The sequence below is a fragment of the Collinsella aerofaciens genome, assembly GCF_040910265.1.
Lineage (GTDB): Bacteria > Actinomycetota > Coriobacteriia > Coriobacteriales > Coriobacteriaceae > Collinsella > Collinsella aerofaciens_BK.
Genome location: NZ_JBDGAW010000004.1, coordinates 26531 through 53156 on the forward strand (window position 1 = coordinate 26531; position 26626 = coordinate 53156).

Sequence of the window (26626 nt, forward strand, 5' to 3'; positions counted from 1 at the left end):
TCAAACCTGTTCTTCGTCTCTATCAATAATCAAATAGTCTGCAGCCGAGGAATTCCACGACCAAGCCAGCGCTCCACAGAGCAGCAGTAGGCACAAGCAGCAGTTCACCCTTGTAAAGCACTGCGTATACAGAAAGGTAATAAGAATTGTTAGCAAAAGGAGCAAACGAACAATCCGGCCATTAGATCCTTTTTCCTGCTCTATAAACTCACTAACCACGGAGTGGAAAAACGCTACATACGCTGCCGTCTCCCAAACCCCCATGAGAATCAAGAAAGACCCCATATCCGCTTGACCAAAGTGGTTAAACGACATGAACCCGGACGCGTAGAAGCTTGAGGCTCCAAGACCCTCTCCGAGACTCCATGTAGCCGGTCTCAAGAGAGCGAAGCCGATGATAGCAATCCTCTCGTTACTGCCGTCGGCAGCAGTACCGACGGAAGCTGAACTGCCAACCATATCGAACAGACCAAACACTTGCGTATCCACGAGGATCTGGAACGCAGGCACCAAGGCGTATGCAATTGTCAGGATAAAATACAAGGCGACAAGCCAAAAGAAGGGACCCGAAACATCCGCTTCTCCTCTCATGACTGAAATAAGCCAGAACATCACTAAAACGAGAGGAAGGATTATGAAGAGCGCCTTATTATCGTTGAGTGTCGCAAGATAGAAGGACAGGACGATAAGGCAGACGTTGTAAGCGATGGCAAGGGATGGCCAGAGAGGACCCCGAAGCCTCCTAATCCAGACGAAGTTGTAGAGCACGACGAATGAAGTGTAAAGGGCCACCGCATGGACGGACGCATAAGAGAACAGGCCGGAGATATTGTCCTCGAAGTAACTGATGTCGTTCGTTGTCGCAGCGATCATCCCATGGGTAGAGTACTGGATAAACATGATCGCCATATTGAGAAGCAATATGGCGTTGAAGACCGGAAAACCTGCATCAAAGAGTCCAAGAAGAAAATCCCTCTTGTTAGTGACCAAAAGAAAGAAGTAAAGCGTATAGACAAACGGGTAGAGGAGCAGCAAAATATTCGCCCTAAACGTTTCCATATTGCCACCCAAGAGGGCACCAGACAGCCACCCTGCAACGGTAATCAGCCCAAGTAGTAGCGCTCTACCGCTATATTTCCATCCGGAGAAGAGCGCCCTCACGCAAATCATGCCGGTAATTACCCAGTTGAGGTATCGCCCCAGACCATAGTACTCAAGGAAGAAAACCTGCGCCAAGATACCTATAACGATCGTCGCATCCGCCAGGTCACCCATGCAAACGGTTAGAACGCCTTGCTTATTAGGGAGATACCAACGACCTCTTCGACCAGCCCGCTCCTCCGCTTTATTTATAACGAGCCTCGCATGCCTATGATCTTGCATTGAGTACCTCCAGCAGCACACGTTCAATCAGCCTCGTGTGCATGTGAACTCCCGTGTTGAGACCTACCGAGGAGCATGGAAGCAGGTCTACGATCTCATCTGAATCGACAAGATCGAGCGGACCAGGCTTTCCGCTCCTGAAACGATTGACCTCCCTGATAAGCCGGCTCTTATCCCTAAACAGCCCGATTAGCTCCTCCTCGTTATTCAGCACCAAACCGGACCCATGCTCAACGACAAAGTCGGCGACATTGCCTGCACATGCACTCGAAATCGTATAAGCGTTTGCGGAGTAAGATTCCATACAGGTGTAGCTATAGGTCTCTGGACAAGATGGCCACATGACAACGATGGCAATCTCGCACTCCCTGAGAGAGTCGGTCATGGCATTTGGGTGCTTCTCATCAAATTCGACAAACCGCTTGTTCATCCCTGGATACATATCGTTCGAGCTGTTGAAGACGAAGAACTCGTACTCTTGTTCATCGACCGCAGATACGAGGCGAAGCCAGGTCTCCCAGCCCTTTGTCTTCCTCGGCATCCCCAGAAAGGCAACCCTGATGCGCTCCCCTGCGTTCAGAGGACGTCTGTTGCCCAGATACTCTCCAAGCAGCTTTTGGTGCGGTATTACATCAACAAGGCCCTCGTATTGGGGCCTGAATGAGAGAAACCGATTCTTCGTATAGGTCGAAGGTGCAACAAAACGGAGATTTTTGATGGAGTCAAACAGCCCTTGGATCTTCGACTCCACACGAAGGCTGTTACTGAAGTGGGGGCATTTCTCGCAGGGAGCGTCGCCGAGCCTTGAGCTGTCACAAAAGCCGCTCCTATTTTGGAGGTTATAGCTTGTACAACACAGGTAATAGTCGTGGAGAAAGGCCCTGACCGGTGTTTTGCCTGTAACTTTTAACAGTTCGGAGACTTTCTCAAGGCTCACGTACAGAAGGTGGTGGATATGAAGCTCAAGAAGGCTGAAGCCGCTTTTTTGCCAGCTGCAAAGGGCCTCGCACACCTGGGCAATACTGAAAACACCAGCCTCCACCCCGTCGACCGTAACCCCGAATTCGCAAAATAGCATCTGGTCGTCCCTGAACAGGGTCTTCTTAACCGAGTGGAGATAGACGTAACTTATGCCGTGCGACGCCATGGCCTGCTGACTCGCCATAATAGCCTTTGGGGTGCCGGTCTTGTCCTTGAGATAGTCGCAAAAGGCAAGCGCTAGGACGTACCCACTATTGTGCGGTTTGGGGATGCTTTTACTCATATCATCGCTTCCCAAACAAGAGGAGAGATCTATTGAAAAGGTCCTCTTGTAGGCTGCCGAAATTCAGCCTCGAAGAGAAAGAAACCCTGCACCTAGCCATGAAAGAAGCGTCCATTTTCGATACCAACTCTCCAAGAGCACGCTCTGGAGGAAGAATGCAGTCGGAATAAGTTGAAAGAAGTCCAGTAACTTGCTTTGCAAGAGTAATCTCTCGCGGATGACAAAAACTATTGATTTTCTCAATCACTTTAGATGGTAAATCAGTACTCACACCGACCACATTACGACCATGCTGGCGATATCCCATATGAGGAGAAGCATCGAAAACAATCCGATAACCCAGCAGCACGCATAGATTAGCTATCAGCTTATCATGCATGATGACGGGATGGGGCAGCTCGTGCAAGCAAACAACTTCCCAAATACGCCTATCAAATACTTGCGTACATCCCATAGGTGACCCAATGCAAAGCTGGTTGAGAGGGTCGTTATCTCGATAAGATATGCACCTTTGTTGCCCATAGGTTAACCGGCCCATCTCATTACCAGCTGAATCTACAAGTCTTGAATTGCAATGATAAAGAGCCGAATTCTCCTGCTTCTTAAGCTGTTTAATCGCAGTTATCAGTTTATCGCTATCCCAAATATCATCTTGGTCGGAAAACGCATAGTAATCAGCTTCGGGAGCATTCCGCAACAACGTCAAAAACCCTAAAGCAGGTCCTAGGTTTTCTCCTGTTAACAAAGTCAGACTGCCCTCATCTGCATAGCGCTGCAGAAGATCACGAGTACCATCAGATGACCCGTCGTCACGGACAAAAAGACGTACGTCAACTTCAGCCTGCGAGAGAATGCTGTCAATTTGTTCTGAAATAAATGGGATGCCGTTGTATGACGCCATTAATACGACGCACTTTGGCACCTTGGAATTACTCAACATATGGATTACCTTATCATTAATGCCTAAAGCAAACGCTCTCGATGTGTTAACCCCTGAGCAAACCCAGTGCAAGCAGTATATCCTTGACCAAGTACTTGGCGCAGTCTTTTGGCCTCGCCCTGAGAACGAGTCGGTTAACCCGTACCCCGTTACGAAAGCCGTCCATAAAGGTATTTCTTTCTATAGGCTTCGTCGAAGGACGTTGAAGCTGTTCATTGTTGGCCACAGCTAGACCAGGATCAACCGGCAAAAGCTCAAGGTCCGTCATTTCTAACAGTTCTCGACCCTTGTCTGTCTGCACAAGTGCGAGGGATATCCCGTTCGCGACCTCATCAGAAAGCTCGCTACCCCATGAATCGCCAAGCGTAATATCGGAGACACGATCACCCTTGGCGTAGCGGCAGGAGTAGCAGCCTTCCGTATACGGTAAACCCGAGAGGAAAGCAATCGAGTAGCGATCGCGGACACCCGTCCTACCCACAGTTTCAGCTCCGCGATAGCGGAGCTGAAACTGGACTTTCTTTCGAAAGTCCAGTATCAGCTCATTAGACAGGTTGTTACCTGTCTCTTCCAAGAATCGGCTCAGGACCTTGGGGGACGGTGAACCATGACAGATAAGGTCGATGGTGTAAAGGGAATCGGCTAAACGGCTTCCAACGAAGTTACGCATCGCAGCAACCTGACAAGGAAGACCGATAAAGAGAACCCTTTGACCACCTTGCAGGGCCTCCCTAACCTCGCGGTACGCACCAAGCGGATTGCTTTTGACGTATTTGGAGCCTTGGGCCCTCCTCAAATAATCCGCATCAGAAGTGAGGTGGAACCGGAACTCACCGCCCTCCTGTGCACATGAACACACTAATCCATTTGACGCCACAAACGCCTCCGAGATGGCCGTAGCCAGACCCCCGGACGAAGATGACATCCTGAGCAATGTATCTTTCGCCCACCCCTGTAGCCACTCGAGAGGACGCAACGAAGATGGGGATACCATCTGGGGACACGTTTTCTCGCACAGTCCACATCCCACGCACCTTGTAGGATCAATACGGGCGTTATACGCCTCAATCGTATCCTCAATGGCAATCGCTCCATGTCGGCATGAATCGACGCAGGCCATACAGCCAGCGCACATATCCTTCTTGCATACCGTCCTAGTGCCAACGTTTGACAATGCCCTACTCCTCAATCATGCTCTTGAGCTGCGCTAGGGACTTCTCCCTCTCCGCACCCATCACGTCGTTGACCCGACCAAAGTCAATCTGCTTGGATGCTAACTCGACATCATCTAGATTCTGAAGCACTCTGTCCGTGAGGTCCGTGAGTCGCAGAATACTCACGTTCCTGCTCGAGGTTCCGTTCTTGGGCAGCACTTCTACCAGCGGCGTATTGAGATTTATGGCAAAAGCCGTACCGTGGAACGAGTCCGTGACTAGGCATGCTGCGTTGTCGACATACGAGAGAAACTCAGCAAGCGTCGGCAGCCACTTGAACTTGCCCTCGCGTGAGGCCTGGTGCAGGCTTGCGGAGATCCGTATCAGGGGCAAGCCAAGCTTTTTGGCAACCTTCACGGCGTACTGCCCCACCGTCGGGTCGCTGTGAATCTGGTAGACGAGGATGTATTCGCCCTTCGGGGCAGGTGCCGCCATCCTTCTCCACGCCTCGCCATCAAGCAGCAGCGTGGGATCGACAACCTGTCCGGCCTCTATGCCCCACGAGGCAAGCTGCTCGCGCGCGGCATCCTCGCGTACGAACACGGCCTCATATGCTCGAAGGTCCTCGAGAAACCTGGGGCGCACGCTATCCGGCATATTCTTCTTACCAAAGCTTGCCGCATATGAGATGCGCCTTGCGCCCTCGGGAGCAAACTCAAGCGCGTATGACAGGTCGTATGCGCCCGAGCTGATGGGACCCCACACCTGATCGCTTCCAGTCATATAGACATCGGCCTTGGGCGGATTAGCCTTCAGCTCCTCCAGGGATGCATAGTGAGGGCTCATCTTAAGCAGCTGGGAACGCTCACGCGCAAACCGCTTGCCCGCCACCCTTGTCTCAGGCTCCATCAGAAGTCTGTAGACAGACTTCTTCAACGGGTTCCCGTTCCAGGACGGCTTTGTCGAAAGAAGCGTCCTCACCTGCTGGGATACGTCCTCACAAGCAGGTACATAGTCCATAATCTCGAACTCATGCCCCAAGCTCTCTACCGCTCGTTGTGTCGCATATGCCTGGAGCAGGGAGCCATAATTAGAGATTGCGTGCCTGGTTATGCAGGATACTTTCACGTGTTTCCTCCGATTGATATCGAGCAACCGCTATTTCTGAATTTTTGCATTCGATTTTTCCACCCGGCTGCACTACAGCGCCTCCTCAGTCTCGTACACGTGCGCGTCGGCTCGGCTTGCGTCGGAAAGGCCGTCGTTGATCGCGGCGTGCATGTCGCAGGTGGAAAGAGCGTCCAGCTCCTCCTTCGTCACCTTGCCCGACTCGTAGTCGCGCACGATGGGGAGCTCGTGCATGTCGAACTTCTTGCCGGGCTTGAGCTTGTGCGCCAGCACCCACGACGCGGGTTTCCAGATGTACTTGTGCATGGCCGGAGACACGGAGCCGATCATCCAGCAGTTGCGGTCGCAGTGGCGCACGCAGCCGCGCACTTTCTCGGCCTGGGCGCTCTCCCACAGCTCATCCCAAGACTCGTCGTTAAGGTTGCCCATAACGAGCTTCTCCTTGGTGCCGTTGCAGGGCATGACGTCGCCGTAGGGGTCGATGAAGAACGTGTCGAACGCCATATCGCACGGGAGCAGGCGCTTCTGCCCATAGATGTAGTTGATGAGGCCCATGTTGAAGTACGCGCGGAACCACTTCTTGGGCTCGTTGGACTTGAGGAGCTCGTTTACCAGGTCCTCGAAGTTCTGGGCCACCATGGGACGGTCCTTAATGATGTTCTTCGCCTCGACAAAGTAGAAGCTGTTGTGCAGGCTGGCGGTGGCGAACTCCATGCCGAGCTCGTCGGAAAGCTTGTACAGCGGCACCAAGTCCGCAGCGTTGCGATCCTGCACAGTCATGCCAAAGCCCACGTCCGGGTGCTTCATTTCCACGAGCTTCTTGAGCGTCTCGTAGCCGCGGTTGAAGCCGTTCTGGAGACCGCGGATCTCATCGTTGGTCTGCTGCAGGCCCTCGATGGAGATGCGGATTCCCACCTGGGGGAATTCCTCGGCAAGGGCGATGATGCGGTCGGTGAAGAAGCCGTTGGTGGAGATGACGATGCGGTCGGACTTCTTGTACAGCTCGCGCACGATATCCGCAAGGTCGGTCCTGATGAAGGGCTCGCCACCGGTGATGTTGGTGAAGTACATGCGCGGGAGCTTCTTGATCACGTCGAGGGAGAGCTCCTCCTCCGGACGGCTGGGAGCCTTGTAGCGGTTGCACATGGTGCAGCGCGCGTTGCAGCGGTACGTTACGATTACGGTTCCGTTGAGTTTCTTCTCGGCCATGGGTTAGGCCACCACCTTCCGGTCAATTAGTTCTTGATACAGGGAGACGAGATTCCGGATGTACTTCTCTTGATTACAGTTCTCTGCCACGAATGAACGGCAATGCGCGCTCATCGCGGCGTAAGCCGAGGGATCGGCGGCCACAGCCGCACCCCTACGGATTGCATCTGCGAGTCCTGCCTCATCGTGGGCTTCAGCCAGGAAGCCCGTTTCACCCTCACGTACCAGCTCGGGTATTCCGCCCATGTTCGTACCGATAACGGGCTTGCCCGCGGCGAGTGCCTCGAGAACAGCATATGGCGCGTTCTCGAGCCACTCTGACGGCGCAGCCGCCAGAGTGGCTCGATTCACAAGTCCGCGCAGGGCGTCACCGGTTTTATATCCAACCAGCTCAATCCTCGAGCTTATTTCGTTTGGCATTGCGGAAACTTTGACCTTCACAGCATCACATTCAGGGCCATCGCCTGCAATAACAAGACGCCAATCAGGGATCACCGGTGCCGCCTTCTCAAAAGCATGCACGAGCGTTAACACGCCTTTCTCGCGAGAAAGGCGTCCCAGATACAGCATGTAGGGATCTTCATTATTTTGGTTGGCAACTTCCCGTGACATCGAATCGGGATTCAGGAAATTCCGCATGAGGACAAGCTGACGCTCGGGAAGCCCCGCTTCAATAAACTTGTTCCGCATGAACTCACTCGGGCAGATGATGCGATCGAGACGTGAATAGGTTTTGTGCCGTTTAAGCCACTCCGCCTCAGCCACCGCTAACGCGCTTTTTGCGATCGAACCCTTTACGCACTTCTTCTTAAGGCAATTGCCAAAATGACCCCCGAGACACGAATCGCAAACGTTGCCCTCGGAATCAAGCATAAGATAGCTCGGGCAAGCAAGAATCAAGTCGTGCGAGGTATACACAACCGGCGTTGGATGCTGCTTTAGCCAAGGAGCGTCCAAGATGGAAAACGTAATCTGCCTATGAGTGAGATTGAGATGGATTACATCGGGCTGGAATTCACGGCACAGCGCATCGAACTTCTCGCGCGCCTCTTTGGAATACACAAGTGCCTGCGCGGCCTTCGCCTTATCGACAATAGAGCTCGGTCCGTTATAGTCGCGATTCGTTACAAAGTAACGCGACCACTCAGTCGGCTCATTACGCTCATCCTCCATGCTGAAGAAGGCAACTTCATGCCCAAGAGCGCGAAGACCATCGGCAAGAGCAAAGTAGTACGTCTCGCTTCCACCCTTGCGCCAATGAAACTTATTTACAAGAAGGATCTTCATTACGCAACACCCTCATACAAAGCAAGCGTCCTTTGGACGACGCTGTTCCAGTCATAGCCATTAATCGCGCGGTCACGTGCCATGGCGCCCAGCCTCTCCGCTTGGGCAGAATCCGCTATCAGGCCTTCAAGTACGTCGCGCAGCGCCCCCGCGTCTCCGTGTGGGAACGTGAGCCCGCAACCCTGCAGAACATCCGCGCACTCGGGAATATCCGAGGTAACGCATGCCGCACCGTGAGACATGGCCTCCAGCAAGCTCATGGGCAGGCCCTCAACGTCGGAGGGGAGCGCGTAGCAATACGCGTTGGAGTACAGCTCGGAGAGCAGGTTGCCCTCAACGTGGCCGGTAAAGAGCGCGCGGGGGTCGGACGCGGCAGCCTCTTTGAGCGCCACGGCGTAGTCGTCCGTATCGGAGGAGTCGCCCGCGATAACCAGGCGCTTATCCGTCTTTACCTGCTTGTACGCCTCCAACAACAGTTCCGGTCGCTTCTCGGGCACAATGCGACCGAGGTAGAGGACATAGGAGCCCTGGGTGAGCCCCCAGCGCTCGGAGATCTCCTTCGCGGGAAGATCCGCCTCGGGAGTGATGCCGTTGGGAATGAGCGTAGCCTCGCGGCCGTAAGCCTCCTTGAAGTACTCCTGATTGCCCCGGGAAAGCACGATGAGCGCATCCGCGCACTTGGCCGCCGTCGCCTCGCCGAACTTGATGTACTTGGAAGCCAAGCCGCCCCATTTTGCACGCTGCCAGTCCAGGCCGTGGATCGTTGCCACGGTCCTGATGTCCGTGGAACGCGCAAAACGAAGGGGGACGCACGGCCCCTCTGCGTGATAGTGAATTACGTCTGCCCCGTCTTTGATGGCGGCCCTTGTTGCGGCAAAGCTGCTCGTGAGCGCAGAGAGCCCCTTGATGTCCAGAGCCTTTACGGGAACGATGCGGTAGCCATCCTTCTCGTAGGGCTCGGAAGGAGCTCCTTCGCCCATACGGTCGTAGCAGGTTACTTGGTGACCAAGGTCTGCCATACGGCGAGCAAGCTCGCCTACCACCACTTCTACGCCGCCCTCGCGCGAACCCGTTCTCTTTTGGCCTATCATGGCGATGCGCATGCTACACGGCACCTTCCCCAGAGAACATCGTCTTCAGCGTGCCGAATATCAACCGCAGATCCTGGCGCAGGCTGCGATTCTCTATATAGTGAAGATCCAGCTCAACCATTTCGTTGAAGCCCAGGTAGCTGCGGCCCATTACCTGCCAAGGACCGCTGCAGCCGGGTTTTACCGCCAGGCGCTTCATGTCGTGCTCGCTGTACAGGGCAACCTCGCGCGGCAGGCCGGGGCGCGGGCCAATGAGGTTCATTTGGCCCAAGAACACGTTGATGAGCTGGGGCAGCTCGTCGATGCTGTGCTTGCGAATGAAGTTACCCACACCGGGAATAATGCGCGGGTCGTGCTTCATTTTAAACATGGGGCCAGTGGCCTCGTTTTGGGCCTGCAAGTCCTTGAGCATTTGGTCTGCGTTGGGAACCATGCTGCGGAACTTGTAGATCTTAAACAGGTAGAACGTGCCGTCTTTGCGCACGCGGCCCACGCGCCACTGTGAATATAGGGGGCTGGTGCCCGGGCTCTTTATGCAAATGACCACGCTCAGAATTACCCCGGGAATAAAGAGCAACACCAGGGCTCCGCCGGCGGCGACAATGTCCACCGTACGCTTAACAACGCGGTAGAGCCTGTGCCCAAGCTCGGGCTTCACGCCGGAGTTGGCACCGCGCAGCATCTTGTACGCTTCTTCGTTTGTAAGGTAATCCCCCGCAGCACCGGCTGCGGCAGTGACGGAATTCGCCGTGGCGGCCGTGCGCGTCTCCCGCGCGCCCTGTGCCATGGTCATCATCGTAGGCTCCAAGAGCTCCTCCCCCAATACTTTTTGCCTTCGGTCGTCCGCTTGCGAGCTTGCAGCTAGGCGATCGCTCTTCTGTGATTGCGCATGACGCGCTGCTCTTTTGAAAGCACGGCAAGGCCAACGCGAGTGGTTACGCGTCGGCCGCACAGATCGAGCTCCAAAAAAGCCGTGCTCTTGCGTCTGTTAATGGTTTTGATGAGGCCTTCGTGGCCCAGCAGCGGACCTGCCGTCACTACGACCTGGTCGCCATCTTTTAAGGCCTCGCTCATGGGCACTACCCGGTCTCCCCTATGGGTAAAACTGCCAATGAGCTGGGTCTCTTCTTTTGCCAGCGGCACAAACTGACCGTCCTGAGCAACCACCCGGGCAAAGTCGTCCATGCGCAGCAGATACTGTTGCACGGTTCGAGGATCTGCCGTATCGCAGATGAGATAGCCAGGGAACAGAGGCTTGGTTGTGTTGACCCACTCGCCGTGTACCTTGATCTCGGTTTGATATTGGGGATAAAAGAGCTCCTGCATGGCGCCCTGTGGCACCACGCGCTCAATGCGCTCGCGCATTACGGCTTCGCGACCATTAATGACCTGGATCACATACCACACGAGCACCACCCCCTTGCTGTCTTACGTGTGGCTCATGGGGTTTGGGTATGGCTTCGCCAGGGCGCTTGTGCGCGAAGGCGCTCCATATTCAAACCCTGAGCCCAGTCAGACAAGCACGTGGCTCTGCCCCACCGTGAACGGTATGTATAAGTGCAGCGCTGTGGTTGTAGGCGTGTATCGCAAGTTTTCTACAACCACAGCTGGCTGCGTGCGACTAAGTCAAGCGGGTACAAAACTGAACCGCACGCAGCCAGCTGAAGAACTGCTACGTCTAGTCATACAAACCATCAAAGATTAAATGCATGACCGCTTTATTGGAGCTCGTGGTGTATCTGGCGCCGCCGTTACGGCCGGATGCTGATCGACCCTGTGCTTAGTGGCTTGCTGGAGCCGTGAGCACAGTTGAACTCATGTAACGTTAGGTATCCTAGCACAATCTGGTAACGAAAGCTATTTGGTTAGTGGTGGACAACATTTCGTTCATTTAGCGTGCTCAAAGGGGTTGTTTTGGGATGTTGTTCACGTTGGCGCAGGTTATTGGGGCGCGATGCGTGTTGCGTGGCGATAATGGGGTCGGGTTGCCCCAACGTATCGCGCTGTTTAATTGCGTTTGTCTAACAAAGTATGTACAGATATGGGAAATTAATTGCACAACTTTTTGTGGGACACCTGGGGCGCATGGTGGTTGCATATGAAAAGAGCCCTCGGTTTCCCGAAGGCTCTGCATTCACGTTGGTGGAGACGAGGGGGATCGAACCCCTGACCTCTTGACTGCCAGTCAAGCGCTCTCCCAGCTGAGCTACGCCCCCGTGACAGGTGGATACTATAGGGGAAGAATCTTGGTTGTGCAAGAAGTTTTTTGGATTGATCTTCCGCCTTACGGGATTTTCGGGACTGGCCTTAAAATTTCACCCTGGCCTTCGGCCAGTGCGCAATTTTAAGGCCAGTCCCGAAAATCCCTACTCATAGAGGTAAGCGATGGCGATACCGGTGTGGACTTGGATCTTGGCCGTTCCCCTGACGACGTTAGAGATGCCGGTGTCGGCCAACAAGCCTAGCGGGGCGTGATCTAGTTCCCACTCCAAGCCGTGTTCGCTTACTTCGGTGTTGGGGACGATTGCGATTATGGAGAAGGTTTTGCCGGTTGCGTTTTCGATGGTCCAGGTTTCGTTCTGGTGGAGGATTCTGGCCGTCACTTCGTCTTCTTCGATCCAGACGGGGGCGTCCGTATAGCCTGCTAGTAGGCCCAGCACGGACAGGGCCATGTCGGGGCGGCCTCCGGTGGCGCAGGTTGTGTACAGTTCGGCACCGGGCCAGCGGCGGCGGATGGTGTCTAGGGATAGTGCCAGATCGGTGTAGTCCTTGTAGGGGTTGTGGCGTTCGACTTCGAAGTCTTTGGCGGCATCGACTAGCCCTCGGCCCTCTTCACTTACAGTGTCGGCGTCACCAACGTATACGTCGCAGCTCAGACTTGCGGCCAACAGCGCATCGAGTCCTCGATCAACGGCAACGATATGATCGCACTCCCCTGCCAGCTGGCGCAGCAATTCGGCACTTGCCACCACGGGCGATCCGCAGACTACTAATACTTTGCAAGTCACAGTTCTCGCCTAGCCCTCAAACTCAAGAACGCGCGCAAGGTCCAGCTCTTCGTAGCTGTCGATGAAGATCTCACAGTTGTCGCGAACGTCATCTCGATACGTGTGCCCCAGCGGGTCGTAAATGCCTACGCGCTTAAAGCCCGTGGTCCCGGAGCTCTTAAGGCCAAAGGCAGCGTCCTCAAAAACCCATGCGGTGTCAAACGCATGCCCGTGGCGCTCCTCCAGGCGACGCAGCGCTAGCTCATACACATCCGGAAAATGCTTGGAGCGGCCTGCCTCGCCCGTGGTGGTAATAAAGTCCATGTACGGCGCCACACCGGAGCCATCCAGCGCTGCCTGCACCAGCTCGGCCGTGGTGGACGTGGCCACACACATGGCAACACCGGCATCCTGGGCCTGCTTCAAAAACGGCAGCAGACCCGCAATCGGCGACACCTTGGAATAGCCCTCAAGCAAAATGCCACACAGCTCTTCGTACAGCTCGGGACCCTCTTCCTTTACACCCCACAGATCGTGATAGGCTTGGCACTCGTCCTCCAGCGACAAGGGGCCAAAATCGGCAAAGTCCTCGGGCTTCACGTCCACCCCGTGGCGGCGCAATAACTCGGGCTGGGCGTAGCTCCAAACGGGGGTGCTATTAACCAGTGTGCCGTCGCAATCGAAAATAAAAGCAACGTTGGGGGCGGCGGTCTGGGACATAAACGAACCTTTCGATGTCAAATGGTGAACATCCTGCTAAAAACGTTTTACCAAACGTCAAACTAACAATCTAAAAATCCTAATTGGTAAAACTGTCAAGAGTTTTACCATCGCAATTCTGTCAGTGGTCTAAACATGGCGCTCACCGATTAAAAGCTGCCGCAAAACTACTTTCCTCCATAAAAGTAATGTACAGGTGTTATGGTAGTTTCTGCCGAAAGTTCCACCGAGCACGCGAGGTGGAACGAATCATAGAACTATCGCCGTCCCTTCGATTCGTGCAGCCCTGGACCTTTCGCATTTAGTCACCAAGGCAACACGCTGCCGCGTCATGATGGGATCAAACGTGAGCGATACAAAGCTAAAGCCAACGGCAAAAAAGCCCGCTACCCGCAAGGCCGCTCCGCACGCACCGGAGCTCTCCAAGGACGATGTCTATCTGTTTGGCATCGGCATGTGGGAGCGCAGCTGGGAAAAAATGGGCGCGCACCCGGACACGCAAAACCGTACGCGCGGCTGGCGTTTTTGCGTTTGGGCGCCCGATGTAAAGAGTGTCCACGTCATTGGTGAATTTAACGACTGGGATGAGGAAGCCAACCCGCTGGTGCCCGTGCATACGAGCGCTATCTGGGAAGGCTTTATTCCTGGCGCCGAGCAGGGCCAGCTCTATAAGTACCTCATCGAGACAAACGAGGGCGAAAAGCTCTACAAGGCCGATCCGTATGCCTTTAAGGCCGAGTGCCCTCCGGGTACCGCAAGCGTGCTGTGGACCCTCGACGGCTACAAGTGGAACGATGCCGCGTGGCTCAAGCGTCGCGCCGGCCATAACCACATGTCGCAGCCGCTCAACATTTACGAGGTGCATATTGGCTCTTGGAAGCGTCACGGCGACGCGCCCCAGGGCGAACCGGACGAGTACGGCAACTACCCCGGCCCCATGGATCCCTTCCCCGCGCAGCGCGGCGAGTTCTATACCTATGACGACCTGTCGGTGGAGCTCGTGGACTACGTGCGCGACATGGGCTATACGCACATCGAGGTCATGCCGCTCATGGAGCATCCCTTCGATGGCTCCTGGGGCTACCAGACGACCGGCTACTATGCTGCCACGTCCCGCTACGGCAACCCGCAGCAGCTCATGCACTTTATCGATGCGTGCCACGAGGCAGGCATCGGCGTGATCATGGACTGGGTGCCCGGCGGTTTTTGCGCCGACTCCCACGGCCTTGCCACCTTTAACGGCCACATGCTGTTTGAGCACGAGATTCACCCCAACTGGGGCACGCATAAGTTCGACTTCGCCCGCGGCGAGGTCCGCTCCTTCCTGGTCTCCAACGTGCTGTACTGGCTCGAGAACTTCCACGTGGACGGCATTCGCATGGACGGCGTGTCCAGCATGCTGTACCTCAACTTTGGCATTGACGATCCCGGCCAAAAGAAGTTCAACAAGTACGGTACCGAGGAGGACCTGGACGCCAGCGCGTTTATCCGCCAGGTCAACTGCGCCGTCGAGGCTCACTACCCCGACGTGATGATGATGGCCGAGGAGTCCACTGCGTGGCCGCTCGTGACCTATCCGCCGCAGGACGGCGGCCTGGGATTCCACTACAAGTGGGACATGGGCTGGATGAACGACACGCTGCACTACATGCAGACCGATTTTCCGTGGCGCCCCGGCAACCACGGCCTGCTCACGTTCTCTATCATGTACGCCTTTACCGAGAACTTCATTTGCCCGCTGAGCCATGACGAGGTCGTGCACGGCAAGTGCTCGCTCATCGGCCGCATGCCGGGCGACTGGTGGCGCCAGTTTGCCGGCCTGCGCACGCTGGCCTTCTACCAAATGACGCACCCCGGTGCCAAGCTCAACTTTATGGGTAACGAGATCGGCCAGTTTATCGAGTGGCGCTACTACGAGTCCATCCAGTGGTTCCTGACCGAGGAGTACGAGACCCACAAGCATCATCAGGCGTTTATCAAGGCGCTCAACCACCTGTACACCGCCGAGCCCGCCCTGTACGAGCGCGGCTACACCGACGACGGCTTTACCTGGATCGATGCGGACAACTCCAAGCAGTCCATCGTGAGCTTTGTGCGCCAGGGCGAGGACGTCAACGACGACCTGGTGATCTTGATCAACTTTGACCCGGCGAGCTACGAGAGCTTCCGCGTGGGCGTGCCGCGCGAGGGTGACTGGGAGGTCATCTTCGATTCCGACCGTCCCGAGTTTGGCGGCAGCGGCTATGCCGGCAAGGAGCCCTACACCTGCTCGAGCGAGCCCTATCCCTGGAACGGGCAGATGGACTCCATCGAGATCAAGGTTCCTGGCCTGGCTGGCGTGGTGCTTAAGCGTCGCGGTCCCAGCAGCTATAAGCCGCCCGTGGTTGAGGAGCCTAAGAAGGCCACGCGTAAGCGCACGTCTTCGGTGAAGCCTAAGCCTGCGGCCGCCAAGAAGGCTCCGGCCAAGGCGAAGGCTACGACGGCGACCAAGGCCAAGGCTGCGGCAAAGTCCACGGCTAAGAAGCCGGCTGCCAAAAAGGCAACTACCAAGGCCAAGTCAGCAACTGTTAAGTCGACCGCTAAGGACGCGTAACAAAGCCGTTACCACTGTAATCACCCGCCCCTCTGGGGCGTAGGATGTAAGTCATAACCGTTCCGGGAGATATCCCCGGGGAAAGGAACGTATGAATAAGATCTTCGACAACAAGCAGGAGTTTACCGAGCTCTATCGCGATGCCGTCATGAGCATTAGCGGCAAGAGCGTCGAGGCCGCCAGCGACCTCGACCGCTTTAACGCCCTGGCCAAGCTCGTGGCCGAGAAGGCCCGCACCGTTGCCACCACCAGTGACGCCCGCGCCACCGCCGAGGGCAAGAAGCGCGTGTACTACTTCTCGATCGAGTTTTTGATTGGCCGCCTGCTCGACAACTACCTGCTCAACTTTGGCGTGCGCGACATGGTCGCCGAGGCGCTCGACGATATGGGCTTCGACTTGTCCGTCATCGAGAACCAGGAGCCCGATCCGGCTCTGGGCAACGGTGGCCTGGGCCGTCTGGCCGCGTGCTTCTTGGATTCCATGGCAGCCGAGGGCATTGCCGGCTACGGCAACGGCATGCGCTACCGCTACGGCCTGTTTAAGCAGGAGATCGTCAACGGCAGCCAGGTCGAGACCACCGACGAGTGGCTCACCCACGGCTATCCCTGGGAGGTCCGTCGCCAGGACAAGGCCGTGACCATCAAGTTCGGTGGCCGCGTTGAGGGCTTTGAGGAAGACGGCCGCACGTTCTACCGCACGGTGGACACGCAGGACATCCTGGCTGTCCCCTACGACATCCCCGTCGTGGGCTATGCCGGCGAGACCGTCAACAAGCTGCGCGTCTGGGCCGCCGAGCCGGTCGAGGAGCACTTCGACCTGGAGGCCTTCAACCGCGGCGACTACGCTCTGGCCGACGCCGAGCGCGCCGAGGCCGAGGCCATCAGCGCCATCCTCTACCCCAACGACGCCGGCGAGCACGGCCGTCTGCTGCGTCTGAAGCAGGAGTACCTGTTTGTCTCGGCCGGCATCTACAGCCTGCTCGACACCTTTGAGAAGGAGCATGGCGAGAACTGGGAGCTGCTGCCGCAGTTTGTGGCCATCCACACCAACGACACGCACCCCGCCATGTGCGGCCCCGAGCTCATGCGCATCCTCATCGACGAGAAGAAGCTCGAGTGGGACGACGCCTGGAACATCGTGACGCAGGTCGTGAGCTACACCAACCACACCATCCTGCCCGAGGCTCTGGAGAAGTGGCCCATCGGCACGTTCTCCAAGCTCCTCCCCCGCGTGTACCAGATTATCGACGAGATCAGCCGTCGTTGGCACGAGTCGTTCGACACCACGCAGGAGGGCTGGCAGGAGCGTCTGCGCCAGACCGCCATTCTGTGGGACGGCGAGATCCGCATGGCCAACCTGTCCGTGATCTGCAGCCACAGCGTCAACGGCGTGGCCAAGATCCACTCCGACATCATCAAGAACATCGTGCTCAAGGACTTCTATGCCCTCACGCCCGAGAAGTTCAACAACAAGACCAACGGCATCTCGCACCGTCGCTTCTTTGCCGAGGCCAACCCCACCTACGCCAAGCTCGTGACAGAGGCCATTGGCGACGGCTGGCTCAAGGACGCCTTTGAGCTGGAGAAACTCAAGGAGTTCCAGAACGACACCGAGTTCCTGAAGGCCGTGGGCGCCTCCAAGCGCGCCAACAAGGAGCGTCTGGCCGCCTACGTTAAGGCCGAGACCGGTCTGGTTATCGACCCCAACACCGTCTTCGATGTTCAGGTGAAGCGCTTCCACGCCTACAAGCGCCAGCTCATGAACATCATGAAGGTGATGGACATCTACAACCGCCGCATCGCCGACCCCAACTTCCACGTGACGCCGACGACCTTCATCTTTAGCGGCAAGGCCGCCTCGAGCTACACCTTCGCCAAGGAGACCATCCGCCTCATCAACTCCGTGGCCGAGGTCGTCAACAACGATCCGCGTGTGAACGAGGTCATGAAGGTCTGCTTTATCCCCAACTTCCGCGTGAGCAACGCCCAGCTCATCTACCCCGCCGCCGAGATCTCGGAGCAGATCTCCACGGCCGGCAAGGAGGCCTCGGGCACGTCCAACATGAAGCTCATGATGAACGGCGCCATTACGCTGGGCACCCTCGACGGCGCCAACATCGAGATCGCCGACCTGGCCGGCCGCGAGAACGAGGCCATCTTTGGCCTGACCGCTCCCGAGGTCGAGCAGCTCTGGGCATCCAACAGCTACTTTGCATGGGACACGCTCAACGGCGACCGCGAGCGTCTGGGCCGCGTGATGGACGAGCTCAAGGACAATACCTTTGCAGGTCTTTCGGGCAACTTCGAGAGCATCTACAACGAGCTCATGAACAACAACGACCCCGACCTGGTCATGGCCGATTTCCGCAGCTACGTCGACGCCTGGGAGAAGCTCACCGGCAGCTACAGCGACCAGGAGACCTGGAACCGCAAGGCGCTGCTCAACACCGCCTCCTCCGGCTGGTTCTCGAGCGACCGCACCATTCGCGAGTACCGCGACGAGATCTGGCACGCGTAAAGGCGCGCGAGCTCCCTTTGCCGCACGGCATTATTCGGCGGGCACGGCGCGTGATCGTGCCCACCGCTAATGGGTTAGAAACATCGATGACAGAAGGAGAAATCGATGAGTAAGAAAGAATGCATCGCGATGCTCCTCGCAGGAGGACAGGGCAGCCGATTGGGGGCGCTCACCCAAAAGATCGCTAAGCCGGCGGTTAGCTTTGGTGGCAAGTTCCGCATTATCGACTTTTCGCTGTCCAACTGCTCCAACTCGGGCATCGACACGGTGGGCGTTCTGACGCAGTATCGTCCCTACCTGCTGCATGCCTATGTGGGCTCCGGCGAGGCGTGGGATCTGGACAGCCGCGACGGCGGCGTGTCGATCCTGCCGCCGTATGAGACGCAGACCGGTGGCGCCTGGTATGCGGGCACGGCAGACGCCATTACGCAGAACCTGGACTACATCAAGGCCAATGATCCCAAGTATGTCCTGATTCTTTCCGGCGACCACCTGTATCGCATGGACTACCGCAAGATGCTCAAGACGCACATTGAGAACAACGCTGATCTTACGGTGAGCGTTATGCCCGTGCCGTGGGAGGAGGCCAGCCGCTTTGGCATCCTGACCACCGACCCCGAGGACGGCCGCATCACCAAGTTTACCGAGAAGCCCGAGAAGCCCGATTCGAACCTCGCCTCCATGGGCATCTACATCTTCTCGGCCGACGTGCTGATCGAGGCCCTCGAAGAAGATGCCCTGGACCAGCGCTCGAGCCACGACTTTGGCAAGGACATCATCCCCAAGCTGCTCGGCGAGGACAAGCGCCTGTACAGCTACGAGTTCCACGGCTTTTGGAAGGACGTCGGCACCATCGCCAGCTTCCACGAGACCTCGATGGACCTGCTGGGCAACAACCCCGAGTTCGATTTGTTTGACAAGAGCTTCCCCATCATGTCCAACATCACCACGCGTCCGCCGCACTACATTGGCCCGGACGGTCGCCTGGACGACTGCCTGGTCTCCAACGGCTGCAAGATCTACGGCACCGCTCGTCACTCGATCCTTTCGACCGATGTCATCATCGAGGAGCGCGCCGTGGTCGAGGACTCCGTGCTGCTGCCGGGTGCGCACGTTAAGAGCGGTGCGCACATCTGCCGCGCTATTTTGGGCGAGAACTCCACGGTCGAAGAGGGCGTGAAGCTCGGCTCTGTCGATACCACCAAGGATACGGCCGTCGTTGGAAATGACGTCGTTATCGGGAAGGGGGAATGATCCGATGATCAATCGCAAGGCCATCGGTTATATCACCGCTAACTACTCTTCGACCTACGGCAGCGTGCTGCTCAAGGACCGTCCTATCGCGTCCGTTCCGTTTATGGGCCGCTACCGCCTGATCGACTTTCCGCTGTCCAACATGATGAATGCCGGTATCAAGACCGTCGGTGTCGTTATGCCGGGCAACTACCGCTCGCTGATCGACCACGTGGGCTCGGGCAAGGACTGGGGTCTGGACCGCAAGAAGGGCGGCCTGTTCCTGGTTCCCGGCAACGCGTATGGCACCACCAAGGGCGGTATGCGCTTCCTGCTGCGCGACATCATCTCCAACAAGACGCTGTTCCAGCGCTCGGACAAGCCCTATGTTGTGATGATGGGCACCAACATCATCTTTAACATGGACCTCAACACCATCATCGAGGCACACGAGAACTCCGGCGCCCAGATGACCGTGGTGTACTGCAAGGCTACGCGCAACGTTGAGGACGAGACCAAGCTCGAGATTGGTGAGAACGGCCGTCTGACGGGCGTTAGCGCCGGCGTCGTGTATGGCGACAACGCGTCCATGGACTGCTGCATCGTCAACCGCGATACCCTGCTCGAGATCATCGATCACTACCAGGCAGCCGACTATCTGGACCTGCTCGAGGCACTCCAGGGAGACTTTGGCAACATCGACGTGTGCAGCTACGAGTACAAGGGCGAGGTCGTGGGCGTGTTTAGCGAGAAGTCGCTGTACCGTCGCAGCATGGACCTGCTCGACCAGACCGTGGCCGACCAGCTCTTCGACCCCGAGCGCCCGATCCTGACCAAGGCCCACGACGTGCCGCCTTCGCGCTATGCGACCGGCAGCCACGCCTGCAACTCGATCATCTCGGCCGGCTGCATCATCAAGGGCACTGTGCGCAACTCGATCCTGTCGCGCGGCGTTGTGGTTGAGGAAGGCGCCTCGGTGACCAACTCGATCATCAACCAGAGCTGCGTCATCAAGAGCGGCGCCCGCGTTGAGAACGCCATCCTGGACAAGAACAACGTGGTTCCCGTCAACACCGAGCTTCGCGGCACGCCCGAGAACATCCTGGTGCTGGGCAAGGCTCCGTTAACTTCCGATACCACCATCGCTCGTTAACATTGGCGTCGCATAATCGCACGTAAACTGAAGAATAGCCGCCCGGTTTGTACCAGGCGGCTATTCTCGAATTGCAACATGGGAGACAATATGGCAGAAACCAGCAAAAAGATGCAGATCGTGTTTGCCTCGGCCGAGTGCGCACCGTTTGTTAAGACCGGTGGCCTGGGTGACGTGGCAGGCTCGCTGCCCTCGGCGCTCGTGCGCGCCGGCGCCGAAGTCATCGTGATGGTGCCCAAGTACGCCACCATCAAGGACGAGTACAAGGCGCAGATGGAGCACTTTGCCGACTTTTACGTGAGCCTGGGCTGGCGCAACGAGTACTGCGGGCTGGAGAAGCTCGAGCACGACGGCGTCACCTATATGTTTATCGACAACGAGCGCTACTTTGCGCGCGACTATCCTTACGGCTTCTTTGACGACGGCGAGCGCTTTGCGTTCTTCTCCAAGGCCATCACCGAGAGCCTGCAGCACCTGCCGGCCGGCTTTGAGTGCGACATTCTGCACTGCAACGACTGGCAGACGGCACTGGCGCCCGTGTTCCTGCGCGAGTTCTACCAGGGACTGCCGCTGTACGACCGCGTAAAGACCGTATTCTCGATCCACAACGTGGCGTTCCAGGGCCAGTTTAGCGACACCGTGATGGAGGACATCCTGGGTGTGGCGCATATTCCGGCGGCCGCCTCGCAGCTGCGTTGCGACGCCTGCAGCATCAACTACATGCTGGGCGCGCTGCGCTATGCCGACGCCATCACCACGGTGAGCCCCACCTATGCCAACGAGATCCAGACGCCCGAGTTTGGCGAGGGCCTGGACGGCGTGCTGCGCGAGCGTTCGTACGCGCTGCAGGGCATTTTGAATGGCATTGACGTCGCGGGCTTTGACCCGGCGACCGACAAGCGCATTGCCGCCAACTACACCGTTGAGGACCGCTCCGGCAAGGCCGTGTGCAAGGCCAAGCTGCAGGAAGAGCTGGGGCTCGAGGTTCGCGACGACCGTCCGCTGATGGTGATGGTCACGCGCCTGACGCGCCAGAAGGGCATGGACCTGGTCATGTATGCGCTCGACCGCATTCTGGCCGGCGGCGTGCAGGTAGCGGTGCTGGGTACCGGCGACCGCGACTACGAGGACGGCCTGCGCTACTTCCAGGACAAGTACCCCGGCACCATGGCCGCACGCATCGAGTTTGACCCGGCACTGTCGCAGCGCATGTACGCCGCCGCTGACATGTTCCTGATGCCTTCGAAGTTTGAGCCCTGCGGCCTGTCGCAGATCATCGCCATGCGCTACGGCACCCTGCCCATCGTGCGCGAGACCGGTGGCCTGAAGGACACCGTTGTGCCGTACAATGAGTTTACCGGCGAGGGCACGGGCTTCTCGTTTAGCAACTTTAACGGCGACGAGATGGGCGATGCCGTCTTCCGTGCGGCACGTCTGTTCTGGGACAACCGCGATGCGTGGAACCAGCTGGTCACGCAGGCTATGAGCCAAGACTTTAGCTGGACGCGCTCGGCCGATAAATATCTGGACCTGTACTTCTTTATGCATCCGGAGATCGAGAGACCGGCGGCTGTGGTTGAGGTTGCGGAGCCTGTCGAGGAGCCTGCCGCTGTTGAGGAGCCCAAGACCGAGCCGGTTGTTGAGGCGCCCGTTGCTGTTGAGGAACCCAAGGTTGAGGAGAAGCAGGTTGAGGCTGCTCCCGAACCCGAGGCCAAGCCAGCTGCGAAGCGTGCCACCAAGAAGACCACGACGCGCAAGACGACGGCCAAGAAGGCTACGACGACGCGCAAGCGCACCACTGCCGCTACCAAGAAGGCTGCCGAGGCCGAGGTAGCTCCTGAGGTAAAGGCCGAGGCCACGGCTGAGGCTCCTGCCACCGAGACCAAGCCGGCCGCCAAGGCTCCGGCAAAGACCGCCGCCAAGAAGACGACCGCGGCTAAGACCACGGCCGCTAAGAAGGCTACGGCTACGAAGACGACGGCCACCAAGGCCGCCGCAACGAAGGCTGCGCCCAAGGCTGCCGCAAAGCCGGCCGCCAAGGTCGAGGAGACGCCCGCCGAGCCCAAGGCCGAGGCACCTGTTGAGGCTAAGCCGGCCGCAAAGACCACCACGCGCAAGCGCACCACGACGGCCGCCAAGAAGACTGCGACCAAGGCCGCTGCCCCCAAGGCAGAGGCAAAGCCCGAGGTAAAGGCCGAACCGGCACCGAAGGCTGCCGAGCCCAAGGCCGCCCCGAAGGTTGAGGCCAAGGTTGAGACCAAGCCCGAGCCCGCCAAGGAGACCCCGGTCTCCCCCGCCGCTCCGGCTGAGGAAAAGGCACCGTCTAAGAAGACTTCCGTCCGCAAAGCAACGGCCACCCGCAAGCGCCGCTAATTCGGACGATCCAAAACTCAATCCTCAATAGACAAGGGGGTGTCGTTAACCGCGACACCCCTTCTTCTAGAAATTTGGTAAAACGATTTTCTAGGACAACCGTTCGCCGATAGTGAACGGCTGTGGTTTAGACAACTAAAGTACAACGATATACTTAAGTACCGTGCGTTAAGCCCATGACCCGTTGGCCATGATTGTATAGAACTGGACCGTACTATGAGATTGATTCACAACAGCCGCCTGCCGCAGTTTCGCACTCCGTTTGGCGCTGTGACCACTGGAACTTCCGTTACGCTCTCCGTGATTTTGGAGGACGCCGATCCCAACCAGGCAACGCTTACGCTGCGCACCTGGGTCGACGAGATCGGGGAATCTCTGTATCCCATGACGCACGAGGGCGACGGCATCTTTACCGCCGAACTGGAGTGTGGCGAGCCCTGTCTTATCTGGTACAGCTTTATATGCAATATCGAGGGCCAGCCCGAGGTTCGCTTGGGCGCGCCGCAGGGTCGCACCGGCGGCGAGGGCGTAACCTACGATTACGTCGAGGTACCGTCCTTCCAGCTCACCGTTTACAAACACCGCGAAGTTCGTCCCGAGTGGTACGAGCGCGGCATGGTCTACCAGATCTTCCCCGACCGCTACGCCCGCGACGAGCATTGGCGCGAGCGCACAAAGGCCGAGCTCGAAAAGCCGCGCAAGGGCATTCAACGTCGCATGGTCGAGGATTGGAACGAGCCGCCCGTCTACGAGCGCGCCGAGGACGGCTCCATTAAGACCTGGGACTTCTACGGCGGCTCGCTCAAGGGCATCCAAGAAGACTTGCCGCGCATCGCCGAGCTGGGCTTTACGGCCATCTACCTCAACCCCATCTTTGAGGCCGCGAGCAACCACCGCTACGATACGGCCGACTACACCAAGATCGACCCGATCCTGGGCACCGAGCAGGACTTTACCGAGCTGTGCCAGGCAGCCGAGAAGCTGGGCATTTCCATTATTCTGGACGGTGTCTTCAACCACACGGGCGACGACTCCATCTACTTCAACCGCTATGGCAACTACCCCGGTGTGGGCGCTTGGCAGAGTGAGGATTCGCCGTGGCGCGATGCGTTTACCTTCCATGAGGACGGCTCGTACGACTGCTGGTGGGGCGTGGGCAATATGCCCGCCATCAACGAGAACTCCGAGCTGGTGCGCGAGAGGCTCTTGGGCAAGCATGGCGTGATTCGCAAATGGCTGCGCGCCGGTGCCCATGGTTGGCGCCTGGATGTCGCTGACGAGCTTTCTGACGACTTCCTGGCCGAGATCAAGAAGGCAGTACTCGCCGAAAAGCCCGACGCGCTGCTGCTCGGCGAGGTCTGGGAGGACGCCTCTAACAAGGTCAGCTACGGTCATCTGCGCCGCTACCTACAGGGCTCCGAGCTCGATTCTGCCATGGACTATCCCTTCCGCGACATGGTCATCGGCTTTTTGATGGGCTACAAGAATGCCTACCAGGCAGCCGAGGATATCGAGACCCTGCGCGAGAACTACCCGAGCGAGGCCCTGTCCTGCGCGCTCAATCTGCTGTCGAGCCACGACCGTCCGCGCATTATTTCGGTTCTTGGCGGCGGCCCCGACGAGTCGCAGCTGCCCGAGTGCGAGCGCAGCAAATGGCGTTTGGACGAAGGTGCGATGGGCCTGGCCAAGAGCCGTTTTTGGCTCGCGACGCTCATGCAGATGACCTTCCCCGGCGTGCCTTCGATTTACTACGGCGACGAGTACGGCCTGGAGGGCCTTACCGACCCGGGCAACCGCCGCACTATGCCCAAAAAGGAGGACCTGCACGACTTTGACACGCTCGCGATCGTCAAGAACGCCTCGGCCGTACGCCGTGCGCTGCCGTTTATGATCGACGGCGAGATCAAGGCCTTCGCGCTCAATGACGAGGTGCTGGCCTATAACCGTACGGGCAAGGACGGCGAGTCCGCGACCGTTATCATCAACCGCAGCCTGCGCAATTCGCATCGCGTGACGATTCCGGCGCTCGGCGAATGTGCAAGCGACGTCATTAGCGGCCACGAGTGCGTGATCCACAACGGCACGGTCACGCTCGACCTGTACCCGCTGGGTTCGTCGATCATCTATCACCATGCCGAGCAGCGCCTACAGGAGCCGCTCGATCACGGCGCGGGCGTCGTGTGCCACATCACCTCGGTGCCGACCGACGACGGAAGGCCCGGCACGATCGGCGCGCCCACGCGTCGCTTTATCGACCATCTGGCCGCCATGGGCATGCGCTACTGGCAGGTCCTGCCCGTCAACCCGACGGATTTCTTCCGCTCCCCTTACGCTGGCCCTTCGGCCTTTGCGGGCAATATCGACCTGCTGCCAGAGAGCCATGAGGAGCTGGCGGCCGACTTTAAGACCTGGAAGGCCCGCGGTGGCGAGGACGCCGACCCGCTCTACACGGCGTTTAAGCATCGCAATGCCGACTGGCTCGAGAAGTACTGCGTCTACATGGCTGTCAAAAAGTATTTTGAGGGCGAGTCACGCCACGATTGGCCGGCCGATGTCGCGCGCTACAACGAGCATCTGATCGACGACGAGCGTTTCCACGATGAGGCCGAGCTGCAGGCGTACATGCAGTACCGCTTTGACCTGGCATGGTGCGAGCTTATGAATTACGCGCACAAGAAGGGCATCGAGGTTATCGGCGACATTCCGATGTACGTCTCGGACGATTCGGCCGACGCGTGGAGTGAGCCCGAGAACTTCTGGCTGTCCGATACCGGCAAGGCGATTGAGATTTCCGGCGCGCCGCCCGACAACTTTGCGCCCGAGGGCCAGGTATGGGGCAACCCCACCTTCCGCTGGGACCACATGAAAGAGAACGGCTACCGCTGGTGGATGGACCGTCTGCGTCGTGCGTTCTCGCTCTACGATCGCGTGCGCCTGGACCACTTCCTGGGCTTCCACAGCTACTTTAGTATTCCCGCGGGTAAGGCCTGCGCCGACGGCCGCTGGCTGGCGGGCCCGGGCAAGGACCTGTTCCAGACCGCCTACGACGAGTTGGGGCCGCTCAACTTTATCGCCGAGGATCTGGGCTATCTGACGCCCGGCGTTCGCGCCATGGCTTCGACCTGTGGCTTCCCCGGCATGGACGTGCTGGAGTTTAGCGATTACGACGTGCGCAACGGTATTCATCCCACGCCCGGCAAGATCCTGTACACCTCGACGCACGACACGTCGACGCTCGCCGGTTGGTGCACGCACTCCTTTGCGGGCGGCGATGAGCCGAGCGGTAAGGAGTTTGCGGGCAAGCTGATGGGCGACGCGCTGGCAAGCGATGCACCTCTCGTGATGATGCCGCTGCAGGACGTGCTGGGGCTGGGCGACGATGCGCGTATGAACGTGCCGGGTGTCGCCACGGGCAACTGGACCTGGCAGGCCGATGAGGCTGATATTGAGGCAGTTGAGAATAAAACTGCACAGCTCCTGCGCAACACCCATAGATTCTGGGGCGAAGCGTGATAAAACCCCCGATATAGGGTACAGTTACAGACGTTTGAATTTATGCGGGCAGAGCGATCTGCCCGCTTTGTGCTGAAAAG

18 protein-coding genes, 1 tRNA gene and 1 pseudogene are annotated in these 26626 nt (G+C 57.8%); 6 read left to right on the forward strand and 14 right to left on the reverse strand.

Annotation, left to right across the window (positions count from 1 at the left end; all coding sequences use genetic code 11):
* From AB5Z14_RS03040 to AB5Z14_RS03105, 14 genes and pseudogenes are all read right to left on the reverse strand, one after another.
* A complete protein-coding gene (locus AB5Z14_RS03040; RefSeq protein WP_368130220.1) occupies positions 1-1275 on the reverse strand; it encodes a hypothetical protein in 1275 nt (424 codons plus the stop codon).
* Positions 1276-1369: 94 nt separating this feature from the next.
* Positions 1370-2647: a glycosyltransferase family protein gene (locus AB5Z14_RS03045; protein WP_055287332.1), complete on the reverse strand. Its 1278-nt coding sequence runs from the start codon at positions 2645-2647 to the stop codon at positions 1370-1372.
* 1 nt (position 2648) lies between these two features.
* Positions 2649-3587: a glycosyltransferase family 2 protein gene (locus AB5Z14_RS03050; protein WP_368130221.1), complete on the reverse strand. Its 939-nt coding sequence runs from the start codon at positions 3585-3587 to the stop codon at positions 2649-2651.
* A 46-nt stretch (positions 3588-3633) separates the two neighbouring features.
* Entirely contained in the window at positions 3634-4464 is an 831-nt protein-coding gene (locus tag AB5Z14_RS03055; RefSeq protein WP_233540610.1) for a Coenzyme F420 hydrogenase/dehydrogenase, beta subunit C-terminal domain, read from the reverse strand.
* Between the two features lie 117 nt (positions 4465-4581).
* Positions 4582-4722 (reverse strand): annotated as a pseudogene (locus tag AB5Z14_RS03060) (4Fe-4S dicluster domain-containing protein); the annotation flags it as partial.
* A gap of 43 nt (positions 4723-4765) precedes the next feature.
* Entirely contained in the window at positions 4766-5869 is a 1104-nt protein-coding gene (locus AB5Z14_RS03065; protein ID WP_197032254.1) for a polysaccharide pyruvyl transferase family protein, read from the reverse strand.
* A 72-nt stretch (positions 5870-5941) separates the two neighbouring features.
* Complete coding sequence (locus tag AB5Z14_RS03070; protein WP_035138273.1) at positions 5942-7078, reverse strand: radical SAM protein; 1137 nt, start codon at positions 7076-7078, stop codon at positions 5942-5944.
* A 3-nt stretch (positions 7079-7081) separates the two neighbouring features.
* On the reverse strand, positions 7082-8365 hold the full coding sequence (locus AB5Z14_RS03075; RefSeq protein ID WP_368130222.1) for a glycosyltransferase family 4 protein: 1284 nt from the start codon (positions 8363-8365) through the stop codon (positions 7082-7084).
* A complete protein-coding gene (locus AB5Z14_RS03080; protein ID WP_117774370.1) occupies positions 8365-9468 on the reverse strand; it encodes a glycosyltransferase family 4 protein in 1104 nt (367 codons plus the stop codon). Before AB5Z14_RS03080 ends, AB5Z14_RS03075 begins: the two co-directional genes overlap by 1 nt.
* 1 nt (position 9469) lies before the next feature.
* Positions 9470-10264, reverse strand: coding sequence for a sugar transferase (locus tag AB5Z14_RS03085; protein ID WP_368130223.1), 795 nt, complete (start codon positions 10262-10264; stop codon positions 9470-9472).
* Between the two features lie 53 nt (positions 10265-10317).
* Positions 10318-10869 (reverse strand): antiterminator LoaP, encoded by a 552-nt coding sequence (gene loaP / locus AB5Z14_RS03090; protein ID WP_368130224.1) that lies wholly within the window; start codon positions 10867-10869, stop codon positions 10318-10320.
* A 727-nt stretch (positions 10870-11596) separates the two neighbouring features.
* Positions 11597-11672: transfer RNA gene (locus AB5Z14_RS03095), tRNA-Ala, on the reverse strand.
* A gap of 150 nt (positions 11673-11822) precedes the next feature.
* Positions 11823-12464, reverse strand: coding sequence for a thiamine diphosphokinase (locus tag AB5Z14_RS03100; RefSeq protein ID WP_368130225.1), 642 nt, complete (start codon positions 12462-12464; stop codon positions 11823-11825).
* Between the two features lie 9 nt (positions 12465-12473).
* Complete coding sequence (locus AB5Z14_RS03105) at positions 12474-13163, reverse strand: HAD family hydrolase (protein WP_368130227.1); 690 nt, start codon at positions 13161-13163, stop codon at positions 12474-12476.
* A 331-nt stretch (positions 13164-13494) separates the two neighbouring features.
* Between AB5Z14_RS03105 and glgB the strand changes: the two genes are divergently transcribed.
* The 6 genes from glgB (at position 13495) to AB5Z14_RS03135 (ending at position 26546) form a co-directional block, all read left to right on the forward strand.
* Complete coding sequence (gene glgB / locus AB5Z14_RS03110; RefSeq protein ID WP_368130229.1) at positions 13495-15756, forward strand: 1,4-alpha-glucan branching protein GlgB; 2262 nt, start codon at positions 13495-13497, stop codon at positions 15754-15756.
* Positions 15757-15847: 91 nt separating this feature from the next.
* The gene (locus tag AB5Z14_RS03115) at positions 15848-18274 is read left to right on the forward strand and encodes a glycogen/starch/alpha-glucan phosphorylase (protein WP_368130230.1); all 2427 of its coding nucleotides are present in this window, start codon (positions 15848-15850) and stop codon (positions 18272-18274) included.
* Between the two features lie 105 nt (positions 18275-18379).
* A complete protein-coding gene (locus tag AB5Z14_RS03120; protein ID WP_368130231.1) occupies positions 18380-19528 on the forward strand; it encodes a glucose-1-phosphate adenylyltransferase in 1149 nt (382 codons plus the stop codon).
* A 4-nt stretch (positions 19529-19532) separates the two neighbouring features.
* Positions 19533-20660: a glucose-1-phosphate adenylyltransferase subunit GlgD gene (gene glgD / locus AB5Z14_RS03125; protein WP_368130232.1), complete on the forward strand. Its 1128-nt coding sequence runs from the start codon at positions 19533-19535 to the stop codon at positions 20658-20660.
* A 90-nt stretch (positions 20661-20750) separates the two neighbouring features.
* Positions 20751-23033: a glycogen synthase GlgA gene (gene glgA, locus AB5Z14_RS03130; protein WP_368130234.1), complete on the forward strand. Its 2283-nt coding sequence runs from the start codon at positions 20751-20753 to the stop codon at positions 23031-23033.
* A gap of 216 nt (positions 23034-23249) precedes the next feature.
* Positions 23250-26546, forward strand: a complete 3297-nt coding sequence (locus AB5Z14_RS03135; protein ID WP_368130235.1) for a 4-alpha-glucanotransferase — start codon at positions 23250-23252, stop codon at positions 26544-26546.
* The last annotated feature ends 80 nt before the right edge of the window (positions 26547-26626 follow it).

Excerpts from the sequence above, each read along its gene's own strand:
- AB5Z14_RS03040 (WP_368130220.1), bottom strand. The coding sequence starts at position 1,275 with ATGGGTGACCTGGCGGATGCGACGATCGTTATAGGTATCTTGGCGCAG.
- AB5Z14_RS03045 (WP_055287332.1), bottom strand. The coding sequence starts at position 2,647 with ATGAGTAAAAGCATCCCCAAACCGCACAATAGTGGGTACGTCCTAGCG.
- AB5Z14_RS03050 (WP_368130221.1), bottom strand. The coding sequence starts at position 3,587 with ATGTTGAGTAATTCCAAGGTGCCAAAGTGCGTCGTATTAATGGCGTCA.
- AB5Z14_RS03070 (WP_035138273.1), bottom strand. The coding sequence starts at position 7,078 with ATGGCCGAGAAGAAACTCAACGGAACCGTAATCGTAACGTACCGCTGC.
- AB5Z14_RS03075 (WP_368130222.1), bottom strand. The coding sequence starts at position 8,365 with ATGAAGATCCTTCTTGTAAATAAGTTTCATTGGCGCAAGGGTGGAAGC.
- AB5Z14_RS03080 (WP_117774370.1), bottom strand. The coding sequence starts at position 9,468 with ATGCGCATCGCCATGATAGGCCAAAAGAGAACGGGTTCGCGCGAGGGC.
- AB5Z14_RS03105 (WP_368130227.1), bottom strand. The coding sequence starts at position 13,163 with ATGTCCCAGACCGCCGCCCCCAACGTTGCTTTTATTTTCGATTGCGAC.
- glgB (WP_368130229.1), top strand. The coding sequence starts at position 13,495 with ATGATGGGATCAAACGTGAGCGATACAAAGCTAAAGCCAACGGCAAAA.
- AB5Z14_RS03115 (WP_368130230.1), top strand. The coding sequence starts at position 15,848 with ATGAATAAGATCTTCGACAACAAGCAGGAGTTTACCGAGCTCTATCGC.
- AB5Z14_RS03120 (WP_368130231.1), top strand. The coding sequence starts at position 18,380 with ATGAGTAAGAAAGAATGCATCGCGATGCTCCTCGCAGGAGGACAGGGC.
- glgD (WP_368130232.1), top strand. The coding sequence starts at position 19,533 with ATGATCAATCGCAAGGCCATCGGTTATATCACCGCTAACTACTCTTCG.
- glgA (WP_368130234.1), top strand. The coding sequence starts at position 20,751 with ATGGCAGAAACCAGCAAAAAGATGCAGATCGTGTTTGCCTCGGCCGAG.
- AB5Z14_RS03135 (WP_368130235.1), top strand. The coding sequence starts at position 23,250 with ATGAGATTGATTCACAACAGCCGCCTGCCGCAGTTTCGCACTCCGTTT.